The following is a 12,876-nucleotide window of genomic DNA, read 5'->3' on the forward strand; positions in this document are numbered from 1 at the left end:
AGCCTTCAGATGGAATGGCTTTTATCTCACAATGCTTAACCCGAACTCAGGTTACTTATTAAATCCGAAGAACCCCACCCCGCCAAAGCTACGCTTCGTCTCCCCTCCCGAAGAGCGGGGAGGGGATTAAGGGGAGCCAGTGCGGTCTTGGGGTCTCCCCAAGTGGAGCATCTGGCGTGTGGGGTGCAATGACTGTGGAAATCATAACTAATTATGCGAACATGATATTAAGAATGCAATTGTTACTTTCTAAACATCTAAGAAATTGCAGGCTGATGGAATTTTCGGTATAAAAACTTTGATAGCTTTACTATAGATTTAAGTAAGTGGGCGTGAATAAACAAAGTTTTGTAGTAAGGCTTGGAGTGGTTGACTAGAAACATTTAATTTATTTTATCTTGCATAATATAGTTTGATTTATTCCTGCCACTAATTAACATCGTAATGAACAAAATTGGGATTTTACCTGGAAAAAACCTTTAAGGATTCGTTTGAGTGAATTAAATTTAACCCGCCTAATAGCTTTATTCACTTCTACCCACTGCCGTTTTCTTTTACTTGCTTCTGGATAATCTTCACTCAGCATATCGACTGATAGTAAATACATCTTGACGCAGTAAATTTTGCCTTGTTTGCGGTACTTGTAAGTTCCCAGTTCATTTGCATCTACTTGCCCAATTATTCCTGCTTCTTCCCACGCCTCTTTGGCTGCTGAAGCAGGCGGACTCATGCCATTAGGAATATCTCCTTTCGGAATCACCCAGTGTTGAAAGTCACGGGTTGTTATGAGCAAGATTTCAACTTTACCATTGTTCACTCTGTAAGGAATTACCCCAGACTGTTTAAACACTTTACTGGCTTTTCGACTCATGTAATTTACATCCTGTACGTCCTAGCTTTTTTGTACAATGTTTACTTCAGAAATTCTAGAGCTGATACCGGATAAATTTAGGTTAATCTTAAGTTATGAAAAGGTTAAAAAATAATTTTTATTTATAACAGTTAATTATCGAAACAGAATAAAGGCGTCCACCAGAATTCAGAATGAATTTTGTGCAACTAGCATTAGCGAGTCCGCGATACCGTAGCCTTAGCGTTCGTGCAGCGTTCTCGTAGAAAGGAACAAGCGTCGCATCTGAATCAAGGAGGTTAATGGGACTTAGACAAAAAGTAGCCAGAAAAAGCCTCAAATTTTATATATGTACAGAGACTTTGACATCGTTAAGCCTAGTTTCTTGATATATCTGGGTTTCAAGCATTTTTGAGTATTTGGTGTATTTTCCTTGCTTTATATAGCTTTGAGTTTTTTTTATGCCTTAAAAATATTTAAGTCCCGATAGTACAAATCTTCTGGCAACACATTGTGTAGTATAAAGGTAATATAGTTAAACCTTTTATTCTTTCGGGACAAGCTTGTGCCAAATTTGACTTAATTGCACTAAAAGGAGAGTGGCGATGAAAAAAGTAGCGGTGTTTGGCAATGCTGGAGGCGGGAAATCAACTTTAAGCAAGAGATTATCTGAAATCACTGGTTTGCCACTTTACGTCTTGGACAAGATTAAATATCAATCAGCAGGAACAGAGGTTCCACATGAAGACTATAAGCACGCCCATCAGCAAATTTTAGTTACTGACCGATGGATTATTGATGGGTTTGGTTGCATGGAAACTCTCTGGCTACGACTTGACGAGGCAGATACTCTGGTTTTTGTCGATTTACCGCTATATGTGCATGGATGGTGGGTAACTAAACGACTAATCACAGGTTACTTTAAACCGCCAGTAGGCTGGCCCTCCAATAGTCCCATATTAAGGAGTTCACTTATGAGTTACCGTGTGCTTTGGTTGTGTTACAAATATTTAACCCCAAAATATCGTGAGTATATCGAGCAGGCTCAAAGCATCAAAAATGTTTATCACATTCGCTCGACTCAACAAATTTCGCAATTTTTTGAATTAATTAATGCAGGACACTAACTTTGTTGCTTCTTTCCTGCCTGAATACTTTGACTGCGGAGTTTAAGGCCCATTTCGTAACATTAAGGTGTACGTCCCTGGCGGTTTTTCAACAATCTACGTTCCGAACTACTGGCTGTCAACCGAAATTTTGAAAAGGAATCACGATTGTTGATGATGGTTTTAATGCCGCAGTCACACTATTATTACCAGACTGGTTTTATCTTGAAAAGTCAGACTCCTATTCGTCAGTTGCATCCATAAAAGTTGTCAGAAATCTCAGTAATACTGTTGTTCAACTAACTGTAATAACTGTTCCCGCACTCTCGTTGGCTAATCTATCCACTGCACACACGGCATAGGTTCCCGCTTGTTGGACGGTAGCGAAGGTTGTGCCAGCAGACAAAATTCGCTGAATTGTCCAAGTATCGCCACTCAGCCGATAAAGTGTCCACGAACGAACTGGCTGATTATCTCCAGGTTGCCAACTCAGTTTGCGGTTATTGACTTGTAATCCAATGGGTGGAGATGGTGGTGTTGTATCCTGCCAAGGCAAAGTTGGCGGTAGCGCAGGTTTGTTATAAAGCAGACTTTGGAATTTATCAGCAATGCCCTGACTATTTTCTGTCAAAACACCGACATTAAAAAAGATATTCCCTAGTGATAACTGTGCAGCTTGGCTACGAGTAACTATCACCTGCTTTTCAATCTCATCACTCTCCCGACTCTTGTTGCTTGGTTCTGTCAGATTGTTACCAGCGTAAACGTGTCTTTGTTTTGTGTTTATCTGTGTCCACCACTTTAACAACGCCGAATAACTTTGTTGTGGTTGGTCTGTGCGCCAGTAAAGTTGAGGAGCGATATAATCAATCCAGCCTTCTTCTAACCATTTTTTTGAGTCAGCATATAGCACGTTGTAAGCATCCAACCCAGTAATACCAGCGGGTTGTCCGGGGCGATAAATCCCAAAAGGACTAATACCAAATTTAACGTCGGGTTTGGTTGTTTTAATCCCCTGCCAAAGGCGCTGTACCATTTTGTTAACATTGTCCCGTCGCCAATCGCCAAGGCTGAGTGTACCACCAGCTGCTTTATATGCAGCGTAGGTTTTATCATCGGGGAAAGGTTGTCCTTCAATGGGATATGGATAGAAATAATCATCTAAGTGAATGCCATCAACATCGTAGCGCTTCACTACATCGAGAATTACGTTATACGCCCTGTCCTGAACTATTTTTAGTCCTGGGTCCATCCAGCGTTGTGTTTTCCACAAATAAACGCTTTCTGGATTGGTAGCTGCGATGTGGGGACGGACTGTTTTAGCTGGGTCGGTGGAGGTGCTAGCGCGGTAAGGGTTAAACCAAGCATGGAGTTCAATATTGCGCTTATGACATTCTGCGATCGCAAACGCTAAAGGATCGTAAAATGGTTCTGGTGCTTTCCCCTGAGTTCCTGTAATCCAAGCACTCCAAGGCTCTAATTGAGATTCATACAAAGCGTCCCCCTCCGGTCGCACCTGGAAAATCAGGGCATTGAAGTTTAGCGCTTGTAATTTAGTAATAATCTCGGTAAGTTCTGCTTTTTGTTGAGCAACAGAAAGTCCCGCTTTGGAAGGCCAATCACCATTCCACACAGATACTACCCATGCTCCCCGGAATTCCCGCCTATGATTTACCCTAACACTACCAATAGGTGTTGGAGTTGGTGTGGGTATTGGTGTCGGTGTAGGCGTTGGTGTTGGTATTGGTGTCGGTGTAGGCGTTGGTATCGGCGGCTGCACTAGATAACTAGAGGCAATTTTTTCTGCCTGACCTAAATACACCAAAGCTTGATAAATAATCGCTGCCACATCTGCACGGGTGGCTGCGAGATTAGGATTGAGTAATTTAATATTTGGGAAACTAACTACTAATCCGGCGCTGGTGGCAATAGCTACGTGATTTCTACCATACTCAGGAATCTGAACAGAATCCTGATAAATTTGTGAGAGTTTTGAGAGGAGGTCAGGTTTTACCTTGGTAGCAATTTCTAAGCCTGCTACCAAGGAAACTAAGACTTCTACTCTAGTAATTCGGTTAGCAGAACGGAAAGTTTTATCAGGAAACCCGCTAATAAATGCTTTTTCGTAAGCTGTTTTGATGGCTGCTGCTGCCCAATAATTTGTGGGTACATCAACAAAGGGAACATACTGCCGCTTCTTGGAAACTGTGCCAAATGAGTTGGCGATAATAGCGGCAAACTCAGCACGGGTAAGTGAATTATCGGGGCGATAAGTGCCATTAGGCAACCCACTGACAATACCGCGTTGGGCTAAGGCTGTAATAAATGAGCGTGCCCAATGGTTTTGAATATCCGAGAATGGAGTAGCAATAGATACCATTGTTAATTGCAGCTAGCTGGCCTAATTTTGATTTCCTTAGCTAATTTAGCAATTTTGTTGGCGTAGGTGTAGCCCACCGTAGGCATCGCTGCTGCAATAGACTTATTGCATAAGTGGGGAAAAGGGGAAGGGTTAAAGGGTAAAGGTATGGAATTTTCCCAAACCCAGTAGCCTTTAACCTTTCTCTAACCGGAAAGCAAAAGCTACTTTTGCAAGATATTTAATGTCGTCTTGTAAACTTTGACTACTTAAGTTTGAGAATGAGAAATAGGGAAGGGGGAAATGGACTTATGTTAAAGGGGAAAAAACTTATCTTACTATATCGAGCCTTCCAATCCTTTTCCCCTTACCCTTTCCCCTTTAACCGAGCAGTATTGCTCCCCCACCCCCCCCTCCTATCTACTAAGTAGCATTTGCAGCTTCATTAGTAGGATTCGAGGTAGAACGCGCATTCAATGACAGCATTACGCGTGAAACGCCAGTGAAAATAATGCTAACACCAACTAGTGTCCCAAGAAGCCAGGGTGCATTGAAGGGCCACTGGAACCAAATCATTGCGCCTAAGACCAGCGTAATAATCCCATTACCTAGTATCCACGTCCAGTTCTTTTGTGGACGTAACCGGAATGCCAGAATTAACTCGAATGTACCTTCAGCCAGCAAAAAGCTACCAAGCAACAGAGTTAATGTGAGAATACCTGTAAAAGGATAAACAAACAGCATTATACCTGTTGCAATATAGAGTCCGCTCAATAGAAGTTTCCAAATAAAACCTCCTTCGTGGCGGGTTTGAGTGGCATAAACTAGTTTTGTAAATCCAGCAAAAATCAAAATCACCGCAACCCAAGTTTCGGCGAATAAGGTGGTGAAGTTAGGCGCTGCGATCGCAATAACCCCTAAAATACTCAGGAGAACACCACTTATCAGCGACCCATTAACATCCTTTTTAATATCTCTAGAAACATCGGTTGTCATAAAAACCCTTTCCCTATTCTTAGACTAAACTCTACATTTAGGTTAGAAAACTTCTAAGTCACAAAGTATGAACCCTAAGATAGACTAATCAGTATTAACTTCATCGCGATCGTGAGTAAAATTCACGACTATTGAGATACTCAATCAATCATCTGATCACAAAAGCATTATCTTTAAGTAACCCTTATAAAAGTTCTGCAAGATTGCTGAGGCGTTCATAAACAGAGATGAGACGATCTCCTTCAAGTTCAACAGAAGTGTTTGGATAATTCTCAATGGCTCCAAGTAGTGTAACTTCACCATTTTGTTCAATAGATGCACTTAAAGCACTTCGCAACGCCTGCTGATCTAACTCTCCTCCGGGTGGGTGAACTACCTCACCAATTTGGTTAACTAAAATTGGCCCTGCCCAACTACCTAGTAAACTATTTAAAAAGTCAGCATCAGCTTTTATTGGGGCTTTCAATGCCTTACGAGCTACTCCGGGGTCTTGTTGGGCTGCCTGTAAATAAGCTCTTAATGTTGGCGTAGTCTTACCTGTTTCTGTAAACTGACTTAATTCTTCAACAGATACTTGCCCTTGAAAAGTACCGTATTTTAAAACAACTTGCTCGGCAGCATTAGCATTAGTAGTTGAAAATAGAACAATAGCGCCTACGCCTAAAGCTACCGTCTGAGTGAGTAACTTAGTAAATTTCTTATTATTTAATCGATTGAAAAGTTGCGAAATCTGCATTTTGTTAAATTTGATAATGGTATGTAGCAGACATAAGCAAAAAATGCCTATGTCTTAGGATTAAACCTTCTCATTAGGCGAAGCTGCATGAGGTAGTATAGATTGATCTTCGTCTAAGGTTGGTGCAGGTACGCCCAAATGCTTTCTTGTAGTTTCTTCAGCGAGTTTTCGGTCTTGTTCGTTCTCGAACTGACTCTCATCTAACAAATGAGGATTTTTTGCTGCTTCATCTCGGCTTGGTCGATAACCATTTTTCCACCTGTACTTCCAGTCCATAATTTGAAAGGCAGATATACTGCAATTTTATTTCCTAGTTCTTTATCGTAGACGCTGAATGGAAAGTGGTACTCCTGCTATGGGTTGAAGAGGCTCATTCAGAGGGTATAAATTTAACATCTTAAAGTAATAATACCTTTTTGGGTAAATTTTAATACTTTAATATGCAAAGAACAAGTCATGAGTGGCGATCGCAAATATAATAACTCTTCTCATGACGATCTGCGATCGCTACTGGTGTTATATAAAATTTTACAGTTACAGAATTTGTTTGATTTTATATTTTCATTCAAAAATAGATATGATAAATATTATTTTAGATATTGCCCAAACACATAATCAGACAATTATGCTTAAAGAACAGATTACACAAGAACTAGAAAAATTACCGGAACCTTTGTTGCAGGAGATTTTAGATTTTGTTCAGTTCTTACAAGCAAAGTACCAAAAAGATAAAATTTTAGAAATCACCATTATAAGTGAATCATCACTGCGAAAAGATTGGTTAAAACCAGAGGAAGATACAGCATGGCAGGATTTGTAAAAGGAGATGTTGTTATTGTTCCGTTTCCCTTTTCGGACTTAACTCAGACAAAACGCAGACCTGCTTTAGTTATTGCTACACTTCAGGGTAATGACCTGATTCTTTGCCAAATTACTAGCCAATCAGTTGGTGATGTCTATGCTATTGAAGTGGACAAGAGTAATTTTAACTTTGGAAGTTTAAATCAGCCAAGTAATATTCGACCAAATCGCATTTTTACTGCCGATCAACAAATTATCTTATATCAAGCAGGTCAAATAAAATCTGAAAAATTAACAGAGGTGATTAATAAAGTTATTGAAATTATACAGTACTCAAGCCTGTTCCTAAAGCGTTTATAGTTTATATTTTTATTCATGTGATGAGAGAGATAGAATTGATTTGAGACTGTCTGGATTCCATACGTAGTTTTTCATATCGCTTGGCCATAATATTTCATCGGTTGTAGCAATTTCTAAAGTGTTGGAATTGAGTTTCTTATATAAACCTATAAAATCACCAATTTCAATTTTATTTTTTTTAAAAGTTTGACGAAGAAGTTCGATTGTAAACATCATATTATGGGCTTCAAAGTTGCCTTCAGTAAACAAACGCTGAAATACCAAAAATTTTATATCGTCTCGTTTTTGCTCAATAGCTATTTGGGGTGTCATTCCAAATTTTTGTGGTAATATATCGCCTTCAATAAAAACCATAATATAATTTGGACCTGGTATCCATTTTCGATAGCCATTTCCGAAGGTCAAAACATTGATGAGTTGACTAGTGTGCTGCTGCCACTTCTGTTCTTGAATTTGTCGTTCTCTAAAGTCAAACACCCTAGCATGCCCACTGATAAAGATTGTTTTAGCAAGCTTAATAGCTCTAGCCAAGTAAATTGTTCCAAGACTATCACCCGATAAATTAAGAGGTATCGAGTTTTTTACAGCGTAATTAATCAAAATTGCTGCATTTTTAATAGCTGGACTACCAGATAAATTGAGATAGTCAATAACTGCATTTATCCAGTCGAGGTATCGGTTAATGAAAGCAATAATTGGACGTTGCTTCAGAAAAGAAGAGTTGTTCATATTAGCAATACCAGTTAAAAGAGTAGTAGCATACCTACGGCTCCTTTTTGAAGACTCAGACTTATTTTGTCCCAGCCCAGAGACAAATATTGTAAAAAGTTCGCGCTTATCGTTTTCTGGATAATAGGCAATATCAGATGCAATCATAGTGATGGGATCAACAGATGATATAACCGAGTCAAAATCAAAAACCTCTTCGCTACCTGGGTTTTGGAATTGCCCATCAAATTTTTTATCTGGGAATAGAGCTTCAACAGGCCAACGCCACCAGGGAGATATAATTTGTGTTGTCTTGTCTAATTTATTCATAAAAGGCTTTCCTAGAATATTGTCCCTGTCGTTTCTTTCTTGAGTACGAGCTTGGAGAAAATGTCGATAATGAAATGGTTATGTCAGTTATAAAACTTCTTCAACTGGGTTAGAACAGGCAGATAGGGAGCGATCGCACCAACCTCACTGCCAAAGGCGATCGCTACTTTTTGTCTAAGTCTCACTATACCTTTGCTAACCTGAGTGTGTTTGTGTTTTTGCCGTTGAAACCAGAAATGGAGACAGCCAAAGGTGAACCGATGAGTTGAGCCACTCGATTCTCCCAAAATTACCGAAAGTTCTGGTGATGTAAGCTATTGGAGTGATGAGTAGCGTGTTAGTGGAAAATCTGGGGTCAGACTTGTTTTACAAGCTTTTTTAGGCTGATGCACCACTAAGACAATTAGGTTAAATTGTGAATGAAATCATATTGCTGGCTAATTCCCCGGTTTAGCTGCAAATCCAGGTTAAGGCTGCGGATTTTGCCGAAGCCCTAACAAATTTCCGTCAATATCCTTGAAGGTGGATAATTGCACTCCGTGACCGACATCTGTAATTGGCCCAAGTTCAACTCCTTTTTCAGCCAGGCTTTGACGAGCAGTAACTATATCGTTGACAACAAAGGTATTGACGGTATTACCTGGTTCAACTGAGTTACTCAAGTTCAAGCCGATTGCAAAGCGTGGAATATCAGGAAAACTAAACTGTCTCCAGGTAGGTGTGTCATATTTTTCTTGAGGAACTAACCCAAGCTTAGACTTGTACCACTCGGCACTAGCTTCGAGATTAGTAACGTCTAGTTTAGTGACAAAACTATATTCACCAAAAGTGTTTTTCAATGTCATATTCTACTGTGCTAATCCAGAACTTCTGTAATATGGCTATTATAAGCTTTTTATCGTAATGTACTGCAAGTTTACCAGATGATAGTAGTTTAGTGTTACTCGTGTACTTTTACTCTAAAAGCCGCGCTCTTACAACATCTACGCACTCCAACAAAAGTTCAGCCACAGTGAGCTTTTTTCCACTACTGGAATTCTAAAGCGCATAACTTCATACAGCTTCTTAGATGTTGGAGGTTGCCAGTTGTAGTTCTGCTGTTCATACAAAGGCAGGTGAAGCGTGGGTTATGGTGTGTGTTGAGATGGGAGGATTTGACAGTGCAGCGAACCGAATAGATAAGTTCTAGTTTTAACGACTTGTGAGCATCTAAAAAGAGGCAATTATAAAGTAAGGTATCAATGTTAATTCTTTCGACTAACTTCTGAACTATTCAGATTCAAGAAGCAATCCTTTTGCAGCCGTAGACGTGCCAATTTTAGATAGGGAACTGAGCAGAAAAATAGAAAAACCCATTCTGAAAAAGACAATTACAACAGATTTACCTCAACAGTTAGAGCCAGAAACTGAAATTCTTGAAACTCCAAAACCAGCATTAGAAGCCAAACAAAAACTAAAAGAGGGTAATGACAAGTCAGAGTATGTTTCTAACTATTACTATTCTCCAGTATTTGACAACCCTCAAATAAAATCAATTGAGAACTCAGGGTGGAAGGTGTCAGATATTTGGCGAGAAATTCGGGTAGATAAGTAGGTTGGCACAATTAAACCGAACTATACAAAGTTTTGTATGGTAAAAGGGAAAAGGTTAAAGGGTAAAGGTTTTTCCCTTTTACCATTAACCTTTACCCTTCTTAATTTAGTTGTGTTTTTTAGCACCTACTTACTTACTGCGATAGTTAGTAAGCTTTGAGCGCTAGCAATGATGTCAAATAGCAAACGGTGCTTTCCATAAATAATTTTTCTTGACTGGCTTGTATTTTATGAGGGTGATTTTGACCCAGTAATAGTCTTAACAGTATTTAACCGAATTTGTTATTAAATAATTGTATATTTTTTATTTTATGGCTGTACCAGAAAACCACACTTTTCACTGAATATAAATTTAACTTTTCCTAAATAAAAGTTTTCTATAAGTCGCCGGATTGCTAAATTATCGCAGAGGAGAATGATTGATGCAAGCTTCAGTAGATTACGCCGACATCACAGCAGAAACTCCAACTCTCTCAACCGTGACCGCCGAATACCAAGTTATCCAGATGCAATTTAACCAGGCTCAAACCTCTGAGCAACGAAAGTCCGTCATAGAGCAGTGGGATGCCTTGCGGCGTAGACTAGATACATGGAAGGAACTCACGCGACTGCACTTTCACCAAGACACGCAAAACCCAGAGTACAAAACTGCTTTGGACTATTGCAACGAACTTTTGCCATCTCTGACCGCCCTTGAAGTAGACCTAAAACGGCAACTGCTCAACAGCCCCGATCGCACCGAGTTAGAAAAAAGTTTCGGACGGCAAGCTTTTTTGCTATGGGAAGCAGACATTACGACCTTTGAATCGACGATCGCAGCAGATTTAGTTGAAGAATCCAAACTCAGCAATGAGTACACCGAACTGATCGCCTCAGCAAAGCTAGAGTTCCAGGGTGAGCAGGTGAATTTATCGGGTTTGCAACCTTATATGCAAAGTAAAGATCGAGACGTTCGTCAGCAGGCAGAACATTGTCGCTGGCAGTTTTTTGAGCAGAATCAAGACCGCTTCGATCAACTGTTTGATCGATTGGTAAAACTGCGCGATCGCATGGCAAAAAAATTGGGCTACGAGAATTACATTGCGCTAGGATATCGCCGAATGCGACGGGTAGATTACGATCAAACCGATGTCGAGTACTATCGAGATCAAGTAGTTCAACAGGTCGTTCCTTTAGCGATCGAGCTAATTGGGCAACAGGCTCAACGGCTCAACCTAGACAGCGTGTATTTTTGGGATGAGTCTGTCTTTGATGCAGAAGGCAGTCCGGCTCCAATTGGGGATCATGATTGGATGCTGCAACGGGCACAAGAAATGTTTGATGCCATGCATCCATCCCTGGGTGGGTTTTTTAAGATGATGGTTGAGCGGCATTTACTGGATTTGCAAAACCGTCCTGGAAAAGCGGGAGGCGGATTCTGTACAAGCTTCCCAAGCTATGATACGCCCTACGTGTTCGCAAATTTTAATGGAACAAAAAACGACGTACAGGTGTTCGCTCACGAGATGGGTCACGCTTTCCAAATGTGGCGAAGTCGCCATTTGCCAGTTTTTGATTACCTGTGGCCCACGCTAGAATCGTGTGAAATTCATTCCATGAGCTTAGAGTTTCTTACCAGATGGCAGATGGAAAAGTTTTTCGGCGAGCAAGCAAAGCGATTTCGTCGGCAGCATCTAGCCTGGTCAATTCTGTTTCTGCCTTATGGTGTGGCAGTGGATCATTTTCAGCATTTGGTCTATGCCAACCCAGAAGCAACACCGCAAGAACGACATCAAATGTGGCAACAGATGGAAGCTCGTTATCTGCCTTGGCGAAATTATGGGGATTTGAAATATCTTAGCAAAGGCGGACTTTGGCAAGACAAACAGCACATCTACTGTTCGCCGTTTTACTACATTGATTATACTTTAGCTCTGTGTTGCGCGTTGCAGTTTTGGGTCAAAGCAGAAGAAGATTATGAAAAGACGCTAGCAGAGTATATTGCATTATGCGATCGCGGCGGTTCTGCGTCCTTTCGAGAATTAGTGCGCTCGGCAAATCTCATTTGTCCATTTGAACCTGGCGCACTTACTCAAGTCGTTGAAAAAGTGCGTTCCTCTTTGAAGGCTGGCTAATTGAAAAAGCTGAAATCGCCCAGTATGGCACGTCCACAATACCCACAGAACTTTTGCAGCATCGCTGTGTCAACTTTAATCTATTTACAGACTGGGTGAGAGCCTAAATGGAAGTTTGAACAAGATGAAAAGCGATTGACCTTTCTGTTGACAGTTATCTGCGATTCGATAATTCAGAAGTCATTTTAGAGGCGGTCATTCAAGGAGCCGATGTAGTTCAATTTCCCAAATTTATCGCAGCCAAAGCGATCGCGCGTGGAGACCTCCAACCAATTCTTCAATCCTACGCGACCCAAGTTGGATTACCGATCTCCGTGTTGTACCCGCAAAAACGCTATCTCTATGCTAAAGTTCGCGTCTTGTTGAGTTTATGACAGAATTGATAGGTGCATTTGTCATAACAAGCTATTTGCTGTAGCATCACACTCTTTGAAAAAAGTTTCTGGTAATGACGGACGTAAACACAAATATACTAGTGGCCCAAACAACGGAAAAAGAGCAACTACCCAAAAAATACGTTTATCCTTGAGTCCTCGACGTGCCATATCATCATCAAATAATGAACTTATTGGAAATATCAAGCACATGAGACAGAAATCAAGACTGATAAGGTGAACGAAGGGTTTATGAAAAAACTGCTGAATATAATCTTCCCAGTTTCCAGCAATTACTGCATAGCCCAACAAACCAATAGTAGCAACTAGGAGACAAGCTCCTGTTGCTCGTTGTTCAAGAATTAAAAGCCACTGATCTTTTGTTCCATAGAATACTTGATTAGATTTACGAAATATTAAGTAAGGGAGAAGACAAATTACACCTGTAAAATTTGAGCCGATAAAATAAGGCCAAGCACGAAAATTTTGCATTCTGCCATCAGCAAACATTAAACAAGCCTAGATCATAGGGCAGATGCCCATCAAGCA

At 40.4% G+C, this 12,876-nt stretch carries 14 protein-coding genes; 5 read left to right on the plus strand and 9 right to left on the minus strand.

Annotation, left to right across the window (positions count from 1 at the left end):
• Positions 1-433: 433 nt before the first annotated feature.
• Positions 434-871: an NUDIX hydrolase gene (locus RMY16_RS27545; protein ID WP_322739032.1), complete on the minus strand. Its 438-nt coding sequence runs from the start codon at positions 869-871 to the stop codon at positions 434-436.
• 584 nt (positions 872-1,455) lie between these two features.
• Here RMY16_RS27545 and RMY16_RS27550 point away from each other — a divergent pair.
• Complete coding sequence (locus RMY16_RS27550; protein ID WP_322739033.1) at positions 1,456-1,977, plus strand: adenylate kinase; 522 nt, start codon at positions 1,456-1,458, stop codon at positions 1,975-1,977.
• Between the two features lie 274 nt (positions 1,978-2,251).
• On the opposite strand, the gene RMY16_RS27555 is transcribed toward RMY16_RS27550, so the two are convergent.
• The 4 genes from RMY16_RS27555 to RMY16_RS27570 all read right to left on the minus strand — a co-directional run bounded on the left by RMY16_RS27555 (position 2,252) and on the right by RMY16_RS27570 (position 6,323).
• Complete coding sequence (locus RMY16_RS27555; RefSeq protein ID WP_322739034.1) at positions 2,252-4,336, minus strand: glycoside hydrolase family 10 protein; 2,085 nt, start codon at positions 4,334-4,336, stop codon at positions 2,252-2,254.
• A gap of 402 nt (positions 4,337-4,738) precedes the next feature.
• Positions 4,739-5,311 (minus strand): HdeD family acid-resistance protein, encoded by a 573-nt coding sequence (locus tag RMY16_RS27560; protein WP_322739035.1) that lies wholly within the window; start codon positions 5,309-5,311, stop codon positions 4,739-4,741.
• 184 nt (positions 5,312-5,495) lie between these two features.
• Positions 5,496-6,047 carry an alpha/beta hydrolase gene (locus RMY16_RS27565; protein WP_322739036.1) on the minus strand — a complete coding sequence of 184 codons (552 nt, stop codon included), beginning with the start codon at positions 6,045-6,047 and terminating at the stop codon, positions 5,496-5,498.
• 60 nt (positions 6,048-6,107) lie between these two features.
• Positions 6,108-6,323, minus strand: coding sequence for a bromodomain-containing protein (locus tag RMY16_RS27570; protein ID WP_322739037.1), 216 nt, complete (start codon positions 6,321-6,323; stop codon positions 6,108-6,110).
• Positions 6,324-6,624: 301 nt separating this feature from the next.
• On the opposite strand from RMY16_RS27570, the gene RMY16_RS27575 reads away from it, so the two are divergent.
• Positions 6,625-6,867 (plus strand): DUF2281 domain-containing protein, encoded by a 243-nt coding sequence (locus RMY16_RS27575; protein WP_322739038.1) that lies wholly within the window; start codon positions 6,625-6,627, stop codon positions 6,865-6,867.
• Positions 6,852-7,208, plus strand: coding sequence for a type II toxin-antitoxin system PemK/MazF family toxin (locus RMY16_RS27580; protein WP_322739039.1), 357 nt, complete (start codon positions 6,852-6,854; stop codon positions 7,206-7,208). The genes RMY16_RS27575 and RMY16_RS27580 overlap by 16 nt, the downstream gene beginning before the upstream one ends.
• Positions 7,209-7,217: 9 nt before the next feature.
• Here the strand turns inward: RMY16_RS27580 and RMY16_RS27585 are convergent, their stop codons facing one another.
• From RMY16_RS27585 to RMY16_RS27595, 3 genes are all read right to left on the minus strand, one after another.
• On the minus strand, positions 7,218-8,246 hold the full coding sequence (locus RMY16_RS27585; protein ID WP_322739040.1) for a hypothetical protein: 1,029 nt from the start codon (positions 8,244-8,246) through the stop codon (positions 7,218-7,220).
• Positions 8,247-8,329: 83 nt separating this feature from the next.
• On the minus strand, positions 8,330-8,533 hold the full coding sequence (locus RMY16_RS27590; RefSeq protein ID WP_322739041.1) for a hypothetical protein: 204 nt from the start codon (positions 8,531-8,533) through the stop codon (positions 8,330-8,332).
• Positions 8,534-8,713: 180 nt separating this feature from the next.
• Entirely contained in the window at positions 8,714-9,091 is a 378-nt protein-coding gene (locus tag RMY16_RS27595) for a VOC family protein (RefSeq protein WP_322662077.1), read from the minus strand.
• A gap of 464 nt (positions 9,092-9,555) precedes the next feature.
• Between RMY16_RS27595 and RMY16_RS27600 the strand changes: the two genes are divergently transcribed.
• Together RMY16_RS27600 and RMY16_RS27605 are read left to right on the plus strand one after the other, a co-directional pair.
• Positions 9,556-9,840: a hypothetical protein gene (locus RMY16_RS27600; RefSeq protein WP_322739042.1), complete on the plus strand. Its 285-nt coding sequence runs from the start codon at positions 9,556-9,558 to the stop codon at positions 9,838-9,840.
• 421 nt (positions 9,841-10,261) lie between these two features.
• Positions 10,262-11,953, plus strand: a complete 1,692-nt coding sequence (locus RMY16_RS27605; protein ID WP_322739043.1) for a M3 family oligoendopeptidase — start codon at positions 10,262-10,264, stop codon at positions 11,951-11,953.
• Positions 11,954-12,348: 395 nt separating this feature from the next.
• On the opposite strand, the gene RMY16_RS27610 is transcribed toward RMY16_RS27605, so the two are convergent.
• Positions 12,349-12,819: a hypothetical protein gene (locus tag RMY16_RS27610; RefSeq protein WP_322739044.1), complete on the minus strand. Its 471-nt coding sequence runs from the start codon at positions 12,817-12,819 to the stop codon at positions 12,349-12,351.
• Positions 12,820-12,876: the final 57 nt, after the last annotated feature.

It is taken from the genome of Nostoc sp. DedQUE12b (genome assembly GCF_034530835.1).
Classification (GTDB): Bacteria; Cyanobacteriota; Cyanobacteriia; order Cyanobacteriales; family Nostocaceae; genus Nostoc.

Bases quoted from the DNA above. Each gene is read 5' to 3' on its own strand.
- RMY16_RS27545 (WP_322739032.1), bottom strand. From the start codon at position 871: ATGAGTCGAAAAGCCAGTAAAGTGTTTAAACAGTCTGGGGTAATTCCT.
- RMY16_RS27550 (WP_322739033.1), top strand. From the start codon at position 1,456: ATGAAAAAAGTAGCGGTGTTTGGCAATGCTGGAGGCGGGAAATCAACT.
- RMY16_RS27555 (WP_322739034.1), bottom strand. From the start codon at position 4,336: ATGGTATCTATTGCTACTCCATTCTCGGATATTCAAAACCATTGGGCA.
- RMY16_RS27560 (WP_322739035.1), bottom strand. From the start codon at position 5,311: ATGACAACCGATGTTTCTAGAGATATTAAAAAGGATGTTAATGGGTCG.
- RMY16_RS27565 (WP_322739036.1), bottom strand. From the start codon at position 6,047: ATGCAGATTTCGCAACTTTTCAATCGATTAAATAATAAGAAATTTACT.
- RMY16_RS27570 (WP_322739037.1), bottom strand. From the start codon at position 6,323: ATGGACTGGAAGTACAGGTGGAAAAATGGTTATCGACCAAGCCGAGAT.
- RMY16_RS27575 (WP_322739038.1), top strand. From the start codon at position 6,625: ATGATAAATATTATTTTAGATATTGCCCAAACACATAATCAGACAATT.
- RMY16_RS27580 (WP_322739039.1), top strand. From the start codon at position 6,852: ATGGCAGGATTTGTAAAAGGAGATGTTGTTATTGTTCCGTTTCCCTTT.
- RMY16_RS27585 (WP_322739040.1), bottom strand. From the start codon at position 8,246: ATGAATAAATTAGACAAGACAACACAAATTATATCTCCCTGGTGGCGT.
- RMY16_RS27595 (WP_322662077.1), bottom strand. From the start codon at position 9,091: ATGACATTGAAAAACACTTTTGGTGAATATAGTTTTGTCACTAAACTA.
- RMY16_RS27605 (WP_322739043.1), top strand. From the start codon at position 10,262: ATGCAAGCTTCAGTAGATTACGCCGACATCACAGCAGAAACTCCAACT.
- RMY16_RS27610 (WP_322739044.1), bottom strand. From the start codon at position 12,819: ATGCAAAATTTTCGTGCTTGGCCTTATTTTATCGGCTCAAATTTTACA.